This is a genomic window from Pandoraea pneumonica (assembly GCF_049918595.1).
GTDB lineage: Bacteria > Pseudomonadota > Gammaproteobacteria > Burkholderiales > Burkholderiaceae > Pandoraea > Pandoraea pneumonica_A.
This window is the reverse complement of the sequence record NZ_JBNCRZ010000001.1, coordinates 664,624-684,390: the sequence shown is the minus strand read 5'-3', so window position 1 is coordinate 684,390 and position 19,767 is coordinate 664,624. Positions and strand designations below refer to the sequence as shown.

The following is a 19,767-nucleotide window of genomic DNA, read 5'->3' as shown; positions in this document are numbered from 1 at the left end:
CTCCGAAGCTTCCGATCTCTGCATCGCCAGTCCCTGAAATTCATGTACTGGGCACGCTGCCCATCCCGCCGATGACTTCCTTATTGACCACTCAGCAGCCGGCCATGCGTGCATGGCCCGACCTCCCGTTCGACATTCGTTTGCTGCACGCGATGCAGGAGCGCGCGATGCGCGGCGAGGAGACGTCGACTTCCGAGCAACTTGCCGACGCGACGTCAGTCAGCCTCGGAACAGTGCGCGACGCGCTGAGCCGCTTGTGGGCCGACGGTGAAATCGTTCGTTTGGGTGGCGGCAAGGCGCCAAGATATACCGTGGTGGGCGAGGCGTCGCGCGGCGCTGTCTGTGAGCCGGATCCACCTGACTACCGTTCGTTTGCGCGAGAGATCCAACGCACGCTCGTCACCGAGGCCGATGGTGCCGATGCATCGCCTGAAACGTCGCTGCGCCGACGGTTGGCGGCACCGTTGTCGATGCGTACGGCGGTGGGCTACGCCCGGGATTTCGTCGACAGCTACGTCCCGAACGAAACATCGCTGTTGCCCGAGGCGTTGGCTCGTGGATTGTTCCGTGCGGGGCGCCTTCCCGGACGTCAACCTGCCGGAACCTTTGCGAAGCGAGTGCTGGAGGAGTTGCTGATTGACCTGTCGTGGTCGTCGTCGCGACTGGAAGGGAATCGCTACACCTTGCTCGAAACCGAAGCGCTGTTTCGCGAGGAGGCGCTTGCCAGCGATCTCGACACCGTCATGTTGCTGAATCACAAACGGGCGATTGAGTTTCTAGTCGACACTGTTCCACACGAGGGCCTGACGACGAGCTTGTTGCGCAACTTGCATGCCTTGTTGATGCACGATTTGCTTGCCAATACGCGCGCCCTCGGTGCTATACGTTGCATGCCGGTTGGCATCACGGATACACGTTTTCAGCCCGAGCAGACACCTTCGGTGCTCGGCGAGATGTTCGAGATAATCGTGACGAAAGCGGCAGAGATTCGAAATCCCATTGAGGCGGCATTTTTTCTTTGGGTGCAGTTGCCCTATCTGCAACCATTCGAGGACGGTAACAAGCGAACGAGTCGTCTTGCGGCCAATGTGCCGCTCATGCTGGAGAACTGCGCGCCGCTGTCATTTCTCGATGTAGACCCATTCGAATACGCTCAAGCGATGATCGGCGTGTATGAGTTTCGCGACACAGCGTTGGCGGTGAGTTTGTTCGAGAGAACTTATCGAAGGTCGTTGGCGAAGTACGCGACAGCGGTGTCATCGGGCGACGCGCCGGACTTGGCGCGTGTCCGATTGCGTACCAACCTGATCGCGGCGATCGACAAGGTCGTTCGCGCGCGTGCCAACGTATCGGATGCGGTATCGGCGCTTGGTCTTACCGACGCGAGTTGTCAAAAACTTGCACTGATCTTAGCGGAGGAGTTAGTGGAACTCAGCACGTTCAACTGCGCCCGCTACTACCTAACGCCTCACGAGACTCAAGCGTGGATCGATGCGGGGCGTCCGAAGTGATTCAGCGGGCGGGCGTTGCAGGCCGCGACTCGGCATAGCCGCTGTCTTCAAATAACCCGGTGTGGAATTGCTCGACCAGATCGTCGAGCAACGCGCGTAGCGCGCTCGGCATTTGTTTGCGCGATGTGTAGACGCCGTAGACGGTCATTTCGCGTGGCACGTAGCCGGGGAGCAGTGCGCGAAGTGATCCATCGCGCAAATACGGCAATGCCGCATAGACCGGCTGCATGCCGATGCCGGCACCGGCGAGCGTCGCCGAGAGCAACACATTCGCCTCGTTTGCCGACAGATTGCCGCCGACCGGCACGCCAAGCGGTGTGCCCTCATGCGTGAACTGCCACAAGCTCTTGCCGAAATACGTGTACGTCAGACAGTTGTGCAAGGCCAAATCTTCAGCGCGTGACGGCGTCCCGTGTCGTTGCAGATACGAAGGCGCGGCACACACCACGGAATGGCATGTCGCCAACCGGCGCACGATTAAACCCGGTGCCGGTTCGGACGTGACACGAATCGCCAAATCGATGCGCTCATCGACCAGATCGACGGTGCGATCCGCCACCACCAGATCGATGGCCACTCCCGGATGCCGTGCAATGAAGCGCGTCACCGCCGCCGCGAGAAACGCCTGCCCTAGCGACGTACTGCACGCCACACGTAGCAAGCCACGCGGTGTCGTGTCGTCATGCGACACGCTCGCCAGGTCGTCCGCGATGCCGAGCATCTCGCGACAACGAGGCAACGCATCGATCCCGGCCTCCGTCAGACTCACCGCCCGTGTCGTGCGATGCAGCAGCCGCGTGCCGAGCCACGCCTCCAGTTCCGCCAGATAACGCGAAACCATCGCGCGCGACATGTCGAGCCGCTGCGCCGCCGCCGTGAGCGAGCCGCGCTCGGCCACCTCGGTAAAGACTCGCATGGCAGTCAGCCGGTCCATGATTTGCTCGATCGATGCAACAAAGTGATCGTCATTATGGGCTTTTTCTGAGCGATTGGCGCGTCTACGATGTCACTCATAGAACGCGTCGAGATTCGTGTGTCGACGCGGAAATGCTGGCATCACTGTTCAAGAGGACCCCTGCCATGACCCAAGCCCGTTTGCATTACATCGCCGATCCGCTATGCGGCTGGTGCTACGCCGCCGCGCCGCTCGTGCGGGCTGCCCGCGATGTGGCCGGTCTCGACGTCGCCCTGCATGGCGGCGGCATGATGGCGGGCCCCAACGCGCAGGCCGTCACGCCGCAACTTCGCAATTACGTCATGCCGCACGACCACCGCATCGCCGCACTCACCGGCCAGCCGTTTGGCGACGCCTATTTCGAAGGTCTGTTGCGCGACAGTTCCGCCGTGTTCGATTCGGCACCGCCCACGGCTGCCGCGCTGGCAGCAGAGGCATTGGTCGGGCGCGGCCTCGATATGTTCGCCGCCCTGCAAAAAGCGCACTACGTCGACGGCCGCCGTATTGCGGATCGCGATGTGCTCATCGATATCGCGGCAGAACTCGGCCTCGATCGTCAGGCATTCGCCGAGGCGTTCGACGCGCAGGACGATGCCGCGCTCATGCGCCACTTCCGCGATAGCCGTGCGTGGCTAACCCGCGTGGGTGGCAGCGGCTTTCCGACGTTTGCGTTGGAGATCGACGGCCAGCTCGAACGTTTGGAGCCGGGCCGCTATCTCGGTAAGCCCGATGCTTGGCGTGATGCGTTGCGTGAGCGTTTGCTCGCGGCGCAATCGACAAAATCTGGCGCCGCCGCCGTTGAAGGTCACGACGCAAACACGCCTGCGCAATGCGGCCCCGACGGCTGCGCCATCTGACCACCGCGGCAGACGCGGCACCTCACGACGACGCTGCATCTGCTCAACTTCGCCTCACCCTCAAGGAGTTTCCCGATGAAAGTCGCATTGATTGGTATTACCGGCCGCGTGGGTACGCGTGTGGCCGCCGAATTGCTGCAACGTGGTCACACGGTCACGGGGATTGCGCGTAACCCCGAGCGTGTCGAGGCCGAGAAAGGTCTGACCGTGGTCAAGGGCGACGCGGCAGACCCCGCATCGCTCGCCCCGTTGCTCACCGGTCACGACGCCGTGATCAGCGCCGGCCGTTTCGTCTCGATGGACGCCGCCAAGCTGGTCGACGCCGTGAAGCGTGCGGGTGTGCCGCGTCTGCTCGTCGTTGGCGGGGCAGGGAGTCTGGAGATCGCACCGGGCAAGGCGTTGATCGATACGCCGGAATTCCCCGAAGCGTATAAGGCGGAAGCCGGCGCCGGGCGCGACTTCCTGAACGTGCTTCGCGCCGAGCCGAAGGATGCATCGCTGAACTGGACGTTCCTGTCGCCGTCGGCATTGTTCGAACCGGGCGAGCGCACGGGCAAGTTCCGTCTGGGAGGCGATGGCCTGCTGGTCGATGCCAACGGCAAGAGCTGGATTTCGATGGAAGACTACGCCATCGCACTGGTCGACGAGCTTGAGAAGAACCAACATCCGCGCGCGCGGTTCACGATCGGATATTGATCGATATTGCGCTCACATCGCCGACGTCAGCGCGCTTGCCGGAAGGTCAGGTTAAAGCGCACGGCGTCGGCATCGAAGCTGCCTTCCACACTCGCAATGCCGTGATAAGCGAGCCGCGACGGCCCGCCCCACACCACCACATCCCCGGGTTCGAGCCGCACCTTGCGTGTGCGGTCGCTGCGTTGCAAGCCTCCCCATAGAAAGACGGCTGGCAAGCCCAGCGAGACCGATACGATCGGTGCGCCCAACTCGCGTTCGTCCCGGTCTTGATGGAGCGTGAGACGGGCGTCGAGCGAGTAGCGATTGATAAGGCACGCGTCGGGTTCGAAGTTGTCGTATCCAGCCGACTGCGCGGCGTCGTGTGCCAGTGTCACAAACGACTTAGGCATCGCTGGCCACTCGCGACGCAAGAGCGGATCGTGAGTGCCATAGCGATATCCCATCCGGTCGCTGATCCAACCTACCTCGCCACAATTCGTCATCGCGACCGACATGCGTTTGCCGCCCGGCGTGAGCCAATGGCGTAACGGCGCTTGTGCGATGACCGCATCGATATCGCTTTGCAATTCGGCAAGGTTCGCGCTGGCATAACCGCGCAGCACGAACGCCCCGGGGCCGAGTTCATCGGCTGTGGCGTCGCGCTTGTCGCGTGGATCTTGCGAGTGATGGGCGAAGAGGTCGAGCGTCATGTGGCGTCGTGCAGAATCAGACCCAGTGTGTGCCGATGACCACTACGAAGTCGGCTCACGCCGTGACGAAGATTCACGCGATACACGCCTCGCGTGCCGTTCACCGGCCGGTGATGCACCGCGAATACCACGGCATCGCCGCGGGTGAGCGGCACCACGTCGGCACGCGACTGCATGCGTGGGCGCTGCTCTGTCAAAACGAATTCGCCGCCAGTGAAGTCTTCGCCAGGCTGCGAAAGCAGAATGGCCACCTGCAACGGGAACACGTGCTCTCCGTAGAGATCCTGATGCAGGCAATTGTAGTCACCCGCGCGATATTTCAGCAGCAGCGGCGTTGGACGGCGCTGGCCCGCAGCATGACACTTGGCGAGAAACTCGGTGTGCGTCGGCGGATAACGAACGTCGATGCCCATCGCGGCGTGCCATCGATGCGCAATCTCGCGCAACGGCGCGTAAAACCCTTCACGCAGCTCTGCCACGAGCGGCGGCAGCGGATAGGCGAAGTACTGATACTCGCCGAGACCGAAGCCGTGCCGCGCCATCACCACCCGGCTTCGGAACAGCGACGACGTTGGGGTAATGCTCGGGCGGCCATCCGTGTCGCCATACATCGCGACCACCGCGGCGCATTCTTCCGCGCTCAACAGATTCGGGATGCACGCGGCGCCGAAGCCATTGAGCTCGGTTTCGATGGCTGGCCAGTTGAGCGTCTGCACCCGGTTCAACGGTTCGCGCGCGGTCATAGCTTCCCCTTGGCGACCCGACCTGCTGCGTCGGCCTGCTCGTGAGCGAGCAGCGCACGCTTGCGCTCCACGCCCCAGCGATAGCCCGACAACCCGCCGTCGTGGCGCACGATCCGATGGCAGGGAATCGCCACGGCGAGCGTGTTCGACGCACATGCCTGCGCGACGGCGCGCACCGCACGCGGCGAGCCAATGCGCTCGGCGATGTCGGAATAACTCGCAACTTCGCCCGCAGGCACATCGCGCAGCGCCTGCCACACACGTTGTTGAAACGCCGTGCCGCGTACATCCAGCGGCAACGACAACCCGACACGCGGCGACTCGACGAACCCCACGACCTGTGCGACCCAACGTTCGAACTCGGCGTCAGCACCGGTGAGTTCTGCCTTCGGGAAGCGATCTTGCAATTCGCGCACGAGGGCTTCCGGATCGTCGCCTAACGAAATTGCGCACAGGCCGCGTGGCGTGGCGGCAACCAGCAGCGCACCAAGCGAACATTGCGCCACGGCAAAGCGAATCGTCTCGGCCTGTCCGCCTGCGCGGAAGGCCGCTGGCTTCATGCCAAGCAGGGCACCGGCGTTTTCATAGAAGCGGCCGTTGGAATTGAAGCCTGCGTCGTAGAACGCGGAAGTCACGCTGCCAGCCACGGGCAGGGCGTCGCGCACGCGCTCGGCTCGGCGTCCGTTCGCGTAAGCGCGCGGCGTCACGCCTGTCACAGCGCGGAACAGACGATGGAAATAGTGCGGGCTCAGACCGGCTTCGGCGGCGAGGTCTTCCAGACGCGGTGCAACGTCTGCGGTGTCGATGCGACGGCACGCGGCGGTGATGAGCGCAGCGTGACGCGTATCGAGCGAGCCTTGATCAGGCTTACACCGCTTGCAAGGGCGAAACCCTGCGCGCTCCGCAGCCGCCATATCGGCGTGGAACGCGACGTTTTCGCGCAGCGCAAGGCGAGCCCCGCACGACGGGCGGCAATAGACCCCAGTCGTGCGCACGGAATAGCAGAATTGACCGTCGGCGTCTTTGTCGCGTGTGGCGACGGCGGCCCACTTGGCGGCGTCGGTGGCGTAGCGGGCGCTAGCCGCTTCCGACGTGCGTGATTCGGCCGACGGATCGCGCGCAGATTTCGCACGATCCGACGACTGGCTGGCACGTATCGCACGTGCGGGGCGGGTGTCGGGCACCGAAGGCTTAGTACTCACTTGGTTGGCACACATCGCAGTGTTCTCCCAATAACTGATGACTTGCCTTCAGTGTAGGGAGCGGGTGGCGATGCCGCGCTCCGGTTCTTGCTATTGAATTCCGCCGTCACCACCCGCGAGATTCAGACCCCCGGCGGCATGGTGGTCCCGAGCTTGGCAGCAAGGCTCATGACCATCACTAGGACCAGGGCTTCAATGGCGATGACACGCGCAAAGGCTGTCGTATCCAAATGGGCTTCCCCGGTATCGAGGACGAGACGCGGCAGAAAGTGCCAGCGATTCCATGCGCCAAGCAACGCCGCACAAGCGACGAGTACCAGCTTGGTGATCAGCCATGCGAGATACGGCGCATTCTGCGGTTCGAACCATGTCGACGGCGTTTCGCCCAGCGTGCGCCACGCGTTGAACGCCCCGGTGACAAGGGCGACGAACATCGCAAGCGTCGCAACCGATGACAGGCGTTCGCCATAGGCAGCACGTGCGCCGACCGGCCAGTGACGCCAGCCCGGAATCGCGCAGCCCGCTACCAGCAGCACGCCGGTCCATGTGGCGGCTGCCCCGACGTGCAACGTATGCACACCGATGGCGAGCCACGGCATGGCGGCGTCAGCGGCATGTCCCGTGCCTGCGCGGGCAAGGGCTAGCAACACGGCACCGGCGGCATAAATCATCCGCGCGTGCCGTTCTTGTTGATGTTCTCTGCGGTGATGGCGGTCACGCGGATCGTCCGCGACCGGCGGCGCACTGCGCAAACGCCGTCGTGCGTCGAACCATGTCCAGGCACCGGCACAAAGCAATGCGGCGCCGAGGCCCGCGACCCATTGCATGCGGCCGTAATGCGACAGCGTGAGCACCTGCCACACGTCGGCAAGCATCGCCGCCGTGCTATCCCACTCGCCGCCCGTCATCGCCTGCGTACTCGCGAGCACGTAGGCCACCCACGCGAGAACCGCCAACCCGGCAGCAAACCCCGGCAGTACGCGCAAGGTCAGCCCGCGCCGCACCGCGTGCGGGCTGCGCAGCAGCAGTACCCCCAGCGCTAGCGCGAGCGCGAGGTTCAGCAGCCCGGCGGTCGCCGGTTGCCAGGTGCCCGCTGCGAGATCGGAAGGCATCACTTCACGGTGAACTTGAAGCTGCCTTTCGTCCGGTGTCCGTCATTCGCTACGGCAACCCAGTTCGCCTGATAGTCGCCCGCTTTGAGCGTGGGCAACGCCACCGTGAGCGTCTTGCGTGCCGCGTCGAGTTCGGCCTTCACTTGCGTGACGGGCTTGCCCTGCGCATCGACGACGCTCAGCGTTGAAAAGGCACCCTCAAGCGCTGAGTCGAACGTGACGCGTACCGACTTGGGCGCGTCTACGGTCGCTTGTGCGGCAGGCTCGCTCGACACCGGATGCGCATGCGCCCACGCACTTTGCGAAATGCTCGTCAGCCCGATGACGGCGGCGATGGCGAGTCCACGCGCCGCGTGTCGCAGCGGGTGCGTCGCCGTCGTGAACAGGTCGATCATTGCGCCCGGGGCGCGCGTGGCGTGGGAGGTCTTTGGCATACGCATATCGAGTGGGGTGAAAAAGGTGATTGGCAGGGCGATGTCGCGCATCGGCCGCCTCACCATACGCGGCCTGCGCCGCTCGCGCAGTATCGCAGACCTTGATGACCGATGCAGCCGGTTGCGGGTTCCGTCATCGGGGATGGCAGGCGCTGCGGCGCGTTGCCGCACGCTTGTTCTATTTTTGCAACTGAGTTGCAAAAAACAAATTCTCCCCGTATGATCGCGCCATATTGCAACTCAATTGCATTTTGCGGCGACATTTCGTTGCAGCCCCAAGACTGACCGATCGCTTGCCAGGCACTGCTCATTTGGGCGGTGTCGTCGAGACCGGCCACCGGCGGCTAGCGACGCGACGGCACCGCGCCCGTATGCGCGCCGACGCGTTTGTTCCGGCCTGACGCCTGCGCCGGTCCCCCCGACGGCGCGCGCCACCGGCGTCACGCCCGTGCACTGCTGGCTTTCCCAGGCTCCGGCAGCGCCACACCCCTCGCGAACGTCGTCGGCGTGCATCCCTCCGGGGCGATGCCGGGCAAATGCCGTGCGCCAATCGGACAACCGGCACCGGGCGTTGCCAGCCAACGATCGCCCTCACGCAAAACAGGATCTATCCACCATGACTTCTCAACTGACTGCCGCCAGCTGTGCTGACCGCCGTCTGCCCGTCACCGTGCTTTCCGGCTTTCTCGGCGCAGGCAAGACCACCTTGCTCAATCACGTGCTCAGCAATCGCGAAGGCCTGCGCGTGGCGGTTCTCGTGAACGACATGAGCGAGGTCAATATCGACGCCTCGTTCGTTGAACGCGGTGCGGCCAACGCGGGCGCGGCGCTCTCGCGCACCGAAGAAAAACTGGTCGAAATGAGCAACGGCTGCATCTGCTGCACGTTGCGCGAAGACTTGCTCATCGCCGTGCGTGAGCTCGCACAGGACGGGCGCTTCGACTATCTGTTGATCGAGTCGACCGGTATTGCCGAGCCCATGCCGGTGGCCGCCACGTTCGAATTCCGCGACGAAGCGGGGCAGTCGCTGGCCGACGTGGCCCGTCTCGACACGATGGTGACCGTGGTCGATGCGTTGCACGTGCTCGAAGACTTCAACGGTCTGGACACACTCGCGCAGCGCGGCGAAGTCGCCGGTGAAGAGGACGAGCGCCGTTTGGCAGAGTTGTTGACCGAGCAGATCGAATTCGCCGACGTCGTGGTGGTGAGCAAAGTCGACTGCGTCGATGCGTCGCGGCTCGACGCGGTGAAGGCGCTGATCACTGGCCTCAATCCGTCGGCACGCATCGTGTTGGGTGAACGTGGGCAGGTACCGTTGACCGAAGTGCTCGGCACCGGGCGCTTCGACCCCGAGCGCGCCGAACAAATGGCTGGCTGGGCACAAGCACTCGTGGGTGACCACGCATCGGAAGCCGATACCTTCGGCGTGACGAGCTTCGTATTGCGTCAGCGCGAGCCGTTGCACCCCGCACGTTTCGCCGCGTTCATGGGTATGCCGTTGCCGGGGCTGATGCGCGCTAAGGGTTACGTGTGGGTCGCGAACCGTCCCGCATGGGCACTCGCGTATTCGCGCGCCGGTAATACGGCGACGCTGGAACCCGTGGGGCAGTGGTGGGCAGCGGCCGACCCCGATGTCTGGCCGCCGTACGGCGACCCGCAGCGCGATGCCATTGAAGCCAGTTGGGAAGCGCCGTGGGGCGATCGCATTAACGAAGTCGTTTTTATCGGTCGCGAGATGGATCGCGCGGCCATTGAGTCGGCGTTCGATGCGTGCCGTTTGGGTGTGGTCGAACTGGCGCAGGGCGACGCCGCTTGGCGCGACTCGCAGCATGCGTTGCAACTCGACATTCCGGGCGACGCCGCATGAGTCGTGTGGGGCTGATGGGCGGCTTCAAAGGGATGGGCGGCGTGGGCGGGCCGCAAGCGACCGACGACACAAGCGGGGGCGTCGAACGCGCGCAGTTCACGCTGTCGCGCAGCTTTGTCTTCGAAGCGGCGCACACGCTGGCGAGGCGCGACATCGATCCGCCGAGCATCGACGCGAGCCGCCGCATTCATGGTCACAGTTACCGGGCGACGGTTGAAGTGACCGGCAAGCCGCAGGGCGAGACAGGCATGGTGCTCGATCTCGCCATCTTCGATGCGGAGTTGTCGCGCGTTTGCGAGCGGTTGGATCACCGTCTGCTCGATGATGTCGCCGGTCTTGGCCCCGCCACGCTCGAGAATCTGTGCAGCTACATTTGGCGCACGTTGGCACCACGTCTTGCGGGGCTATCGCGCGTGACCGTGAGCCGCGACGCACGCGGTGACGCTTGCTCGCTCGTGGTCGGCCCGGCTTAGCGGCCAGCGGCACAAAAAAAAAAGCGGACGGCCCCGAGGGAGCCGTCCGCAGTCTATGTCGCGTGACTTGCGGCAACCCTTCACCGCAAGCCGTGCCGCTCGATCTTAGAAGTCAGGCGTTTCGATCGGACGCAGATCGAACACCAGCACTTCAGCGTCGCGTCCCTTCGAGAGGGTGAGTGCCGTTTCTTCGCGCACTCGCACGCCATCGCCTTCACCCAGCGCGACACCGTTGAGTTCCACACTGCCGCGTGCAACGTGCACGTAGGCATAGCGGTTCGGTGCAATGGCCAGCGTGGCCGATTCGTCACCATCGAACAGTCCGGCGTACACGCGCGCATTCTGATGAATGTGCAGCGAGTTGTCGGCGCCGTCCGGCGACATGATCAGGCGCAGACGGCCGCGCTTTTCTTCCGGCGTGAACCGTTGTTGCTGATACTCCGGCGTGATGCCCTTCTCGTTCGGGACGATCCAGATTTGCAGAAAGTGCACCGGCGACGTCGGCGAGTGATTGAACTCGCTGTGCGCCACACCGCGCCCGGCACTCATCAATTGCACGTCGCCCGGCTCGATGACCGATCCCGTGCCCATGGTGTCCTTGTGTTCGAGTGCGCCTTCGAGCACATACGAAAAGATCTCCATGTCGCGGTGCGGGTGCTTGCCGAAACCTTGTGCGGGTGCCACGCGGTCGTCGTTGATCACGAGCAGATCGGAGAAGCCGACTTGCTTCGGATCGTAATAGTTGGCGAACGAGAACGTATGGTGCGAATTGAGCCAGCCGTGGTTGGCAACGCCTCGGTCGGCAGCTTTTCTGATGTCCAGCATGATGGGCTCCTTGGGGTCTGAATCAGTAAGAGGCGGTGTTGATGGCCTCGATGACTCACATTTTAGGGTCCCCAACGAGAACTACAATCCGTCTGAATTGTGAATTATTGTCATGTACCAGGTGACAATTGCGACGCGATGAATCCGCGAGTTTTCCAATTCGGCGGCGGAAATTTCTGGGCGCCGTGGTGACGTCTGCCGAAAAGTCGCGTGTAAATGGCAAAGCCGTGCGGGCGGCGCGCGCATTGCCGCACGATGTGCGAGACTACGAACCTTCTTTCGCATGACCTACCGGTCGTCATGCGCCATCGCTTGACCCGTCAGCCTGACCGCCCCCAATTTGGAGATTCGTCATGAGCCGCACCTTTGCCTTTCGCATCGTCAATGTTTTCGCCGAGACCACTTTCGGCGGCAATCCGCTGTGTGTCTTCGAAGACGCACGTGGCATGAGCGACGACGAAATGCGAGCGCTGGCGCGACAGTTCAATCTGTCCGAGACGACGTTCATCCTGCCGTCGGAGACTGCCGACGCGCATGTGCGCATCTTCACGCCCGGCTACGAAATGCGCTTCGCCGGACACCCGACGCTGGGCACGGCGCACGTGCTGCGTTCGATGCGTAACCTCGGCGATGCACTCACGCTGCAATTCGCCGCTGGCCTCGTGCCGGTGCAGGCGAACGGCGATCACTGGACGCTCACGGCACCGTCGCACGGCGAGCCGAAGATCGCCAAGGCGCAGGAAGCGGATGCCGATATCGCGGCGCTGGTACGACTCTCACGTGACGATCTGGCGCAGTCGCCGCAGTGGGTGGATACCGGTGCCGACCAACTGCTGATTCCGCTAAAGAATGCCGACGCCGTGGCTCGCGCAACGCCGGACAGTGCGCGACTCGAACGCTGGCCGCTCTCGAGCCTCGAGCGCAAGACGGGCTATGTGTTTTCTATCGACGGTGAGAAGGGGGGCGAGTTGGAGGTGACGGCACGCTACTTCTTCACGACGCAGGGCGGCGGCGTGAGCGAAGACCCGGGCACCGGTTCGGCATGCGCGAATCTGGGCGGCTGGTTGATCGGACAGGGTTACCCGTTGCCGGTGCGTGCTCGCGTGTCGCAGGGTGACGCTATCGAACGCCCGTGCCGGTTGACGCTGGAGGTGACGGCCAATCGCGAGATTCGCGTCGGCGGTAACGTGATCGAACTCGCGCGCGGCGAAGTCAGCCTGTAAGGCCCAAGGGAAGACGCGCGGCGAGCGCCGCGCAGGGAGAATTCAACGGATGTACGCATTGGCAGCACCGGTCGAGATCGAACTGGACATCAGGAAGAGCCGGTTTATCGGCATCGTCATGCCCGTGACAACGCGCGAGGCGGCGATGCGCGAACTCGATGCACTGCGCGTGCGCTATCCCAACGCCACGCACTATTGCTGGGTGTTGCTCTGCGAGGGGGCGTCGGGGTTCGACGACGATGGCGAGCCGGGTGGCACGGCGGCCAAGCCGATGTACAACGTGCTGATGCACAAGGAATTGGCCAATGTGTTCGCCGTGGTGGTGCGCTACTACGGTGGCATCAAACTCGGTGCCGGGGGGCTCACACGTGCGTACGGACAAGCGGTGAGCGAGGCGCTGAAGCTGGCCACGCTCACCGCCGTCGAACCGATGGCCGAGCCGAAATACCGTGTCAGCTTCGCGCATGAAGCAACGCTGCGCCGGATTGCGGAGCGCCACGCGGCCACGGTACTCGACGTCGGCTACGACGAAGGTGTGACGCTGACGTTGAGCCTCAAGGCGCGTGATGTCGACGCGTTCGAGGCCGAGGCCATTGAAGCGCTCAGCGGCGGACTCGAACGGGTTTAGGCAAACAGCGATCCATCCGTGCAGTGCGATGGACGGCGAGCGCAGCGCAGCCACGCTCGCCCAGCACCATTACCGGACGTTGATGACGCCCTTCATCCCCGCTTCGTAATGGCCCGGCTCCAGACAGGCAAAGTCCACTGTGCCAGCTTGCGTGAAGTGCCACACGAGCGTTTTGCGCTGACCCGGATCGACCGTTACCGCATTAGGTTCGGCGTGTGCCATGCCCGGCATCTGCTGCATCATCTTCGCGTGCTCGGCGAGTGTGGCCGACGTTCCCAACATCATCTCGTGACGGACCTTGCCGCTATTGGTGACGACGAAACGTACCGTATCGCCACGCCGCACCGTGAGCGTGCCCGGCGAGAAGCGCATGGTGTCGCGCATGTCGACTTCGACGGTGCGCGTCGCTTGGGCCTCGTCACCCGCTTCTCCGATGTTGGCGGCGGCGCTGTCCCCATGACTGTGTTGCATGCCATGCATGGCATGCGGGTCGTCGGCCAACGCGGGCAGGCTAAGACTCAACGCGGTCGCGGGAATCAGCAGGCGCGACAGCAACAGACGAACGAAAGAAGAACGAATCATGATTTGCCTCCGGTAACGGGCGGACGGTGGGTAGAAGGAAGGGTGGCGGCATTGCCTTGCCATGGACTCGCGACCGAGCCGCGTGGCGCGCCGGGTTTCTGGGCGTACCAGCCCGGATCGCGATAACTGTCACGCGGCAGGTCGCGCCGCACTTTCACGGTGGTGAACATGCCGCCCATCTCGATCGGTCCATAAGGGCCGGTGCCGGTCATCATCGGCAGCGTGTTCTCGGGCAGTGGCATTTCCATGCCGTTCATCGAGCCTCCGGTTTCCCCCATCGCCATATAGTCGGGAATGATGCGCGCAATTTTGCCTGCAATCTCGCGTTGATTCACGCCGAGCATCGTCGGCACCTCGTGCCCCATGGGGTTCATCGTATGGTGCGATTTATGGCAATGAAAGGCCCAGTCGCCAAGCTCGGTAGCGTCGAACTCGATGGCGCGCATCTGACCCACGGCGACGTCGGTGGTGACTTCCGGCCACTGCGCCGACGGTGGCACCCATCCGCCGTCCGTGCCCGTCACCTTGAACTCGTGCCCGTGCAGATGGATGGGGTGATTGGTCATCGTGAGATTGCCCACACGAATGCGCACTCTGTCGCCCTGTCGCGCCACCATTGGATCGATGCCCGGAAACGCCCGGCTGTTCCACGTCCACAAGTTGAAGTCGGTCATCTCGTTCACGCGCGGCGTGCGGGTGCCCGGATCAATGGCATACGCGTTGATGAGGAACACGTAATCGCGATCGACGGGCATCGCCGCCGGATCTTTCGGATGCGTGACCCAGAAGCCCATCAGGCCCATCGCCATCTGCATCATCTCGTCGGCGTGCGGGTGGTACATAAACGTGCCCGCGCGCTTCGCTTCGAACTCGTAGACGTACGTTTGACCGGGCGCAATGGCGCGCTGGTTGAGCCCCGCGACACCGTCCATCCCATTGGGCAGACGCTGGCCGTGCCAGTGCACGCTCGTCGCTTCAGGCAGGCGGTTTGTCACATACAGGCGCACGCGATCACCTTCCACGACTTCGATGGTCGGCCCCGGACTCTGGCCGTTGTAACCCCACAAGTTCGCCTGCATGCCGGGCGCGATCTCGCGTACGACGGGCTCGGCGATCAGGTGGAACTCCTTGACGCCATTGCGCATGCGCCATGGCAGCGTCCAGCCGTTGAGCGTCACGACCGGGCGATAGGGGCGCCCGCTCGGCGGGCTGTGCGGTGACGCCGTGCTGGCGTCGCTTCGTGTGGCCGCCTCGGGCAAGGCCGCAAGGCCGGTGCGCTCGACAGCCGCCGCGCCGACTACGGCGAGGCTCGCGTCACGCAGGAATCGTCGGCGTGAAGTCATGCGCCACCTCCCATACTTTCTTTGAACGCGGCGTCCGCGAGCCAGAAATCGGCCGTCGCATCGATGTAAGCGAGCACCGTGTCGCGTTGCTCGCGCGCATCGGTGAGCAGATCGAACACGCTCGCGAGCATGCCGTTGTAGCGCAGCAGTAGCTCGTCGGACACACGCTGACGTAGCGGCAACACCGTCACGCGGTAGTGCTCGGCAATGTCCCACGCGGCGAGTGTCTGCGCGCGGCGGGTGCGCACATCGGCGCGTGCCGCGACGGCGGTATCGGCCAGACGATCGACGCGCTGTCGATAACGCGCTTCGGCACCTGCAACGCGTGCGCTGCCCCAGTCGAAGAGCGGCACTTCAAGCGAAATTTCATAGCCGCGTTCGTTGGGGGAGCCTGTCGCGCTGTTGTCGCGATAGGACGTGTCGAGCACGTTGATGAAGCGCGTCGCTTGTGTGAGACCAAGGTCGCTGGCCGTCGCATCGAGCGCGGCGCGCGCTTCGCGAATGTCGGGGCGCTCGCGCATGGCTTGCGCCTCGGCATCGGGCCACGCCGGTCGCGTGCGCGGCAACGCCGGTAGACGATCCGGCAACTGGAACGCGAGTTGTTGACCCCATAGCCCCAGTTGCCGTGCGAGGTGTTCGCGGGCGGTGTTGGCTTGCTCTCTCGCGCGTGCCAGTCGTGCGGCGGTATCGGCGTAGACCAGATTCTCCTGCGTGCGGCGCATCGCACTGAAGTTGCCCGCACGTGCCATACCGTCGGCCAGTTCGCTGGCCGCCTGTGTGGCGAGACCGGTTTGCTCGAGAATCTGCGCGCGTTCCTGCGCGGCGACGGCTTCCACCCACGCGCGGCGAGTGAGCGTGGCTTGTTCGACGATGGCTTGGGTGACCTGCGCCTGCACTTGCGCAAAGCGTCGGGCTTCGACGCGTGAAGCGAGCGGCATCGTCAGCACGCGCACGAAGTCGATACCCCATGTGCGCTCGATCGCGATGTCGCCACCGCCCTGCACGCGCTGAAAAGCGAAGCGCGGGTTGGGCAGGCGGCCTGCCTGCACCAGCGAGGCTTCGGCAATTCCGAGTTCTGCGTAAGTGGCCTGCAAACCGCGATGGTTGATGAGCGTGAGCTGCACGGCGTCGTCGATATCGAGCGGCTTGGCGAGCAGCGCGTCGCGTTGTTCGGCGAGGGCTTGCGTCGTTGCGTCGTCGCGCGCCCAGACCGCCGATTTGCCCAAACGCTGCTGGGTTGCCTGTGCCACGGGGCCGAAGCCGCCGTCGTCGCTGAAGGTGGCGCAGCCGGTGAGCGCAAGTGTGGCAAGCGCGAGCAGTGCGCCTTGTGTGCGGCGGCGATTTCGCGGCGACAAGACCGGGCCTGCATGCGGCATGAGACGGAGTGAGGCCATCATCGCGTCCCTCCGCTCATGTTGTGCCCGGCATGCGGGTCGTGGGCGGAGGACGCTGCCGCTGGCATCGGCATGGCATGTCCCATCGCGGCGTGGTCCATTTGGCCGCCGCCGGAGACATCGGCGTTCACCGCTCGCCAATCGCTGGGCGCAACGGAAAGCGCAGGGCGCGCGAAGTCGTGCATCACGCCTGGCTTGGCAATGGGCCCAGAGGGCGCATCCGCGTTCGCCGGATCGTTTGCTGGAGAATTCAGCGCCGCAGCGGCAGGGGCCGATGCGGTCTCGGGGGCCGCGCTGGCCGGTGGGGCCGTCAAGGCAAACACCACCGATAGCGCGGCTGGCACGGTGAGCGCGTGCCGTCGCAAAAAAAGGAACGTCATCGAAAGACTCGTCGAGCATAACGATGCCTGTACCCGCTTAACATCGCGGGATCGCAAACATCGCAAGTTCATCTGACGAACGGACGCGTGGCGCGTGTCGCAAGACAGCGCAGTTCAGCGCAGCATGCGAGGCGGCAGACGGTCGGTTCGAACGGGAACAATGACGGTGCGCAAGCGTTGCGCAATCGTCAGGCGGTCAGACGAGGACGGCTCTGGGAGGACGTTCCAAGGTGGCCACGAACGCGCTGGCGGCGGACGTGCGCAGGAACGGAATGGCAGCGGATGGCTGGGCGTCTGGCGTGCGGATCGCCAGACTTTGCGGCAGTGCCGTGCAGACGACGCACGCCGCGCAAGCCGAACAACTGGCGTGATGCGAATGCGAGGTGGAAGTGCCGGAAGTGTCCGGCGCCGCATTGTGATCGCTAGCGTGACTCGATGCGTGAAGCGTCACGTCGTGGGCGCCGGCGTTCGCTGCCATCGAATCGTGCTGTCCACTGTGCATGGCGTGTTGCTTCGAGGCATCGTCATGCGACATCCCCGACACCATTGCAACCATCGGCACCGCGAGCTGCGCCACGGTCGGCACGGCGGAACCCGGCGCGCAATGCGTACGCAGCGCGGCCATGGCCTGGAGGGGCATGGTCACGCACAGCAGCCACAGCACGAGGAGTCTTTGCCAGCGATTCATGCCGCGCAGTCTAGCATTGCGGCGTCACCGCTCGCAAATAGACGAGCGTCCGAGACGAGCGTCCGAGGCCAGCGTCCGGCGTCAGTGCTCGAACAGATGGAACGACTCGAAGTGTATTCGCCGCCGCGACAGGACGACGAGATTGACGATGCACACGACGGCCACGAGCACGAACAGCGTCGCAGAGACTTCGATCGTGTCGCTCGCGAGAAACGAGACGACCGTCAAGGCCGCCATCAGACCCAGCAGGACCCAATGAAGCACCGCGGCTAAGCGTAGAAGGCGCTCAGATTGCGCGACCAGCACGACGAGCGACACGTAGAACGGCGACGCCAGCAGCGCGAGCGCAAACACGGCAAGCAGCACGCCAAGAACACTGGCGAGCATTCCGTGTCCGTCGGCGGCGCTGGCTTGCACACCGACCACGGTGGCCGCCGCAAGGTAGAGCAGCATCAACCCATCAAGAATGATCGCGAGTCGGTTCATGACGTCTCTCCGACTGGGGAGGGCGGCGGAGCCACAGGGCCGCACAGGTCCAGCCAACCCGTGGCCGCGTCAATGGCCGCCGGGTCTTGTGCTGTCTGCACGCGGTAGATGGTCACGTTGCCGGCATCGTCTGCGCAGAACAGGTCGCGTTCGAGATCGGCAATGACGTCAAGGCGCTGCTGGAACCGGTAGAAGCCGATCGGCGTGAGATCTTGCACCAGCGCAGCAAGCGTTTCGGGATAGAGATAGAGCCGTCGCGGCCAATGTCCGTGCCGCCGGCGAAATTTGCCGAGCGCCCCGAGCACGTGGGCGAGCGTCCCGCCGTGTCCGCGCACGAACGGGTGCACTGTCAACGACAGACAGGTATCCACAAACACTCCGTTGACTTCCCGAAGTTGAGTGCCCGGTGAATATTGCTCTTGTGCTTTGATAGTTGCAGACGAATGCGGCGGACGATATCCGCACTTTCGCTTAATCCGTCGTCATGAGGTGGCGGCGAACGCGCTGTTCATCAGGAAGCCCATAAGGAAACCGGCGGGCTAAGCCGCCGGTTGAGGCCCCATCGGGGCATCGCCAGCCGCGTGTACCGGCGCGGCATGGTAAGGGCCAAGGAGACTTGGCACCAGGGGGCGCTGCCACAATGCGCTGAACCGTCGCCGGTTCCGGTCGCGCCCATGCAGTTGGACTGCCATCCGAGTATAGGTCGCGAAGCTGACGTGACAATCGGCCTTTTGGATGAGCCGGGCACCGGCGCGAACTAACTCGCATGTCAGCCACTCGAATTGGCGCACCATTTCCCCTGTCACCGTGGTTTCGCCTTGGCGGCGTTTGCGTTCTAATGACGCTTTCGATGCTGCGCCTTATCGCACCCGATGCACCCAATGCACCCAGTCGCACCCCCTAGCGATTCATCGCGCCGCATTTGCCCGAGGCAGGACAGTCAAACATTCCTATGATGGCAACGAATTCTCTACAAAAATGGGCGCTGCTCGCTTGCCTGTGCGCGGCGCAGACGGCCTTTGCCGCCGATCAGTGCGAGGGCATCCTCCTGCTGGCCAAGAGCGCGCAGAACGGCTTTGAAGACATCACCGGCCCGCTCGCGGCCAAGAACGACCGCGGCGAGAGCTATCAGGCGACGTATTCGATGCCGGGCGGCGACTGCAAGGTGTTTCGCGCAACCGGTCTGGCGCCGACCTACGAGTGCATCTGGGACTACCAGAAGATCACGCCGATGGATCTGCGCAACCAGGCGCAAAGCTTCGCCACGCAGGTCTCGCGTTGCACGCGTGGCGTGACCACGCTGCGCACCACGACGACCAACCCGGCAGGGCTGCCCGCCGAGTGGCAGAGCGCGAGCAAGAAGTACGCGCGCCCGGTCAATTTCACGGTCACGGCGCAAGATCTGGTCACGCCGCGCGCCGAGCGCATCCGCGAAATTTCGCTGTCTGTCGAGAAGCAGTAACGGCAGCTAGGCGGCGCTAGCCCCACGAGTGCTGCTGCCGTTCGGCGACGTGTTTTGACGCGTCGCACGCGTTAGTTGTCGTATGCGAATCAGGCGGTTACAAACGGTTGCACACCGCCGCGCGCGTTAACATCTTTTCGGTCGACGCTCGTTCGGCTGACCCGGTACATTCATTCTTGAGGCGTATGGCGCAGGCATGACCTGCGCGCGCGGATGC

At 63.9% G+C, this 19,767-nt stretch carries 23 protein-coding genes; 8 read left to right on the top strand and 15 right to left on the bottom strand.

Annotation, left to right across the window (positions count from 1 at the left end; all coding sequences use genetic code 11):
* Window positions 1-167: 167 nt before the first annotated feature.
* On the top strand, window positions 168-1,511 hold the full coding sequence (locus ACPWR9_RS03240; RefSeq protein WP_426330716.1) for a Fic family protein: 1,344 nt from the start codon (window positions 168-170) through the stop codon (window positions 1,509-1,511).
* A gap of 1 nt (window position 1,512) precedes the next feature.
* Here the strand turns inward: ACPWR9_RS03240 and ACPWR9_RS03235 are convergent, their stop codons facing one another.
* Window positions 1,513-2,445, bottom strand: coding sequence for a LysR family transcriptional regulator (locus tag ACPWR9_RS03235; RefSeq protein ID WP_426296490.1), 933 nt, complete (start codon window positions 2,443-2,445; stop codon window positions 1,513-1,515).
* 146 nt (window positions 2,446-2,591) lie between these two features.
* Between ACPWR9_RS03235 and ACPWR9_RS03230 the strand changes: the two genes are divergently transcribed.
* Complete coding sequence (locus ACPWR9_RS03230; protein ID WP_426296491.1) at window positions 2,592-3,323, top strand: DsbA family protein; 732 nt, start codon at window positions 2,592-2,594, stop codon at window positions 3,321-3,323.
* Window positions 3,324-3,398: 75 nt separating this feature from the next.
* Window positions 3,399-4,019 carry an NAD(P)-dependent oxidoreductase gene (locus tag ACPWR9_RS03225; RefSeq protein WP_426296492.1) on the top strand — a complete coding sequence of 207 codons (621 nt, stop codon included), beginning with the start codon at window positions 3,399-3,401 and terminating at the stop codon, window positions 4,017-4,019.
* Window positions 4,020-4,045: 26 nt separating this feature from the next.
* On the opposite strand, the gene alkB is transcribed toward ACPWR9_RS03225, so the two are convergent.
* The 6 genes from alkB to ACPWR9_RS03195 all read right to left on the bottom strand — a co-directional run bounded on the left by alkB (window position 4,046) and on the right by ACPWR9_RS03195 (window position 8,510).
* Window positions 4,046-4,708, bottom strand: a complete 663-nt coding sequence (gene alkB, locus ACPWR9_RS03220; protein WP_426296493.1) for a DNA oxidative demethylase AlkB — start codon at window positions 4,706-4,708, stop codon at window positions 4,046-4,048.
* A complete protein-coding gene (locus ACPWR9_RS03215; protein WP_426296494.1) occupies window positions 4,705-5,451 on the bottom strand; it encodes a 2OG-Fe(II) oxygenase in 747 nt (248 codons plus the stop codon). Before ACPWR9_RS03215 ends, alkB begins: the two co-directional genes overlap by 4 nt.
* On the bottom strand, window positions 5,448-6,668 hold the full coding sequence (gene ada, locus ACPWR9_RS03210; protein WP_426296495.1) for a bifunctional DNA-binding transcriptional regulator/O6-methylguanine-DNA methyltransferase Ada: 1,221 nt from the start codon (window positions 6,666-6,668) through the stop codon (window positions 5,448-5,450). The genes ACPWR9_RS03215 and ada overlap by 4 nt, the downstream gene beginning before the upstream one ends.
* A 107-nt stretch (window positions 6,669-6,775) precedes the next feature.
* Window positions 6,776-7,765, bottom strand: coding sequence for a copper resistance D family protein (locus ACPWR9_RS03205; protein WP_426296496.1), 990 nt, complete (start codon window positions 7,763-7,765; stop codon window positions 6,776-6,778).
* Window positions 7,765-8,199: a copper resistance protein CopC gene (locus ACPWR9_RS03200; RefSeq protein WP_426296497.1), complete on the bottom strand. Its 435-nt coding sequence runs from the start codon at window positions 8,197-8,199 to the stop codon at window positions 7,765-7,767. The genes ACPWR9_RS03205 and ACPWR9_RS03200 overlap by 1 nt, the downstream gene beginning before the upstream one ends.
* 59 nt (window positions 8,200-8,258) lie before the next feature.
* On the bottom strand, window positions 8,259-8,510 hold the full coding sequence (locus ACPWR9_RS03195) for a hypothetical protein (protein WP_426296498.1): 252 nt from the start codon (window positions 8,508-8,510) through the stop codon (window positions 8,259-8,261).
* Between the two features lie 305 nt (window positions 8,511-8,815).
* Between ACPWR9_RS03195 and ACPWR9_RS03190 the strand changes: the two genes are divergently transcribed.
* Both ACPWR9_RS03190 and ACPWR9_RS03185 read left to right on the top strand, forming a co-directional pair.
* Entirely contained in the window at window positions 8,816-10,066 is a 1,251-nt protein-coding gene (locus ACPWR9_RS03190) for a GTP-binding protein (protein WP_426296499.1), read from the top strand.
* Window positions 10,063-10,539 carry a 6-pyruvoyl trahydropterin synthase family protein gene (locus ACPWR9_RS03185; RefSeq protein ID WP_426296500.1) on the top strand — a complete coding sequence of 159 codons (477 nt, stop codon included), beginning with the start codon at window positions 10,063-10,065 and terminating at the stop codon, window positions 10,537-10,539. The genes ACPWR9_RS03190 and ACPWR9_RS03185 overlap by 4 nt, the downstream gene beginning before the upstream one ends.
* 105 nt (window positions 10,540-10,644) lie before the next feature.
* On the opposite strand, the gene ACPWR9_RS03180 is transcribed toward ACPWR9_RS03185, so the two are convergent.
* On the bottom strand, window positions 10,645-11,364 hold the full coding sequence (locus ACPWR9_RS03180; RefSeq protein ID WP_426296501.1) for a pirin family protein: 720 nt from the start codon (window positions 11,362-11,364) through the stop codon (window positions 10,645-10,647).
* A gap of 353 nt (window positions 11,365-11,717) precedes the next feature.
* Between ACPWR9_RS03180 and ACPWR9_RS03175 the strand changes: the two genes are divergently transcribed.
* Together ACPWR9_RS03175 and ACPWR9_RS03170 are read left to right on the top strand one after the other, a co-directional pair.
* Complete coding sequence (locus tag ACPWR9_RS03175; protein WP_426296502.1) at window positions 11,718-12,587, top strand: PhzF family phenazine biosynthesis protein; 870 nt, start codon at window positions 11,718-11,720, stop codon at window positions 12,585-12,587.
* A 49-nt stretch (window positions 12,588-12,636) separates the two neighbouring features.
* Window positions 12,637-13,215 (top strand): IMPACT family protein, encoded by a 579-nt coding sequence (locus ACPWR9_RS03170; RefSeq protein WP_426296503.1) that lies wholly within the window; start codon window positions 12,637-12,639, stop codon window positions 13,213-13,215.
* A gap of 69 nt (window positions 13,216-13,284) precedes the next feature.
* Here the strand turns inward: ACPWR9_RS03170 and ACPWR9_RS03165 are convergent, their stop codons facing one another.
* The 7 genes from ACPWR9_RS03165 to ACPWR9_RS03135 all read right to left on the bottom strand — a co-directional run bounded on the left by ACPWR9_RS03165 (window position 13,285) and on the right by ACPWR9_RS03135 (window position 18,459).
* Window positions 13,285-13,797, bottom strand: a complete 513-nt coding sequence (locus tag ACPWR9_RS03165) for a cupredoxin domain-containing protein (protein WP_426296504.1) — start codon at window positions 13,795-13,797, stop codon at window positions 13,285-13,287.
* Window positions 13,794-15,140 carry a multicopper oxidase family protein gene (locus ACPWR9_RS03160; RefSeq protein ID WP_426296505.1) on the bottom strand — a complete coding sequence of 449 codons (1,347 nt, stop codon included), beginning with the start codon at window positions 15,138-15,140 and terminating at the stop codon, window positions 13,794-13,796. Before ACPWR9_RS03160 ends, ACPWR9_RS03165 begins: the two co-directional genes overlap by 4 nt.
* Window positions 15,137-16,537, bottom strand: coding sequence for a TolC family protein (locus ACPWR9_RS03155; RefSeq protein WP_426296506.1), 1,401 nt, complete (start codon window positions 16,535-16,537; stop codon window positions 15,137-15,139). The genes ACPWR9_RS03160 and ACPWR9_RS03155 overlap by 4 nt, the downstream gene beginning before the upstream one ends.
* Complete coding sequence (locus ACPWR9_RS03150) at window positions 16,534-16,914, bottom strand: hypothetical protein (protein WP_426296507.1); 381 nt, start codon at window positions 16,912-16,914, stop codon at window positions 16,534-16,536. The genes ACPWR9_RS03155 and ACPWR9_RS03150 overlap by 4 nt, the downstream gene beginning before the upstream one ends.
* A 196-nt stretch (window positions 16,915-17,110) precedes the next feature.
* Entirely contained in the window at window positions 17,111-17,602 is a 492-nt protein-coding gene (locus ACPWR9_RS03145; protein ID WP_426296508.1) for a hypothetical protein, read from the bottom strand.
* A gap of 81 nt (window positions 17,603-17,683) precedes the next feature.
* Complete coding sequence (locus ACPWR9_RS03140) at window positions 17,684-18,088, bottom strand: hypothetical protein (RefSeq protein ID WP_426296509.1); 405 nt, start codon at window positions 18,086-18,088, stop codon at window positions 17,684-17,686.
* Window positions 18,085-18,459: a hypothetical protein gene (locus tag ACPWR9_RS03135; protein ID WP_426296510.1), complete on the bottom strand. Its 375-nt coding sequence runs from the start codon at window positions 18,457-18,459 to the stop codon at window positions 18,085-18,087. Before ACPWR9_RS03135 ends, ACPWR9_RS03140 begins: the two co-directional genes overlap by 4 nt.
* Before the next feature lie 581 nt (window positions 18,460-19,040).
* Here ACPWR9_RS03135 and ACPWR9_RS03130 point away from each other — a divergent pair.
* The gene (locus ACPWR9_RS03130) at window positions 19,041-19,550 is read left to right on the top strand and encodes a hypothetical protein (protein ID WP_426296511.1); all 510 of its coding nucleotides are present in this window, start codon (window positions 19,041-19,043) and stop codon (window positions 19,548-19,550) included.
* Window positions 19,551-19,767 lie beyond the last annotated feature (217 nt).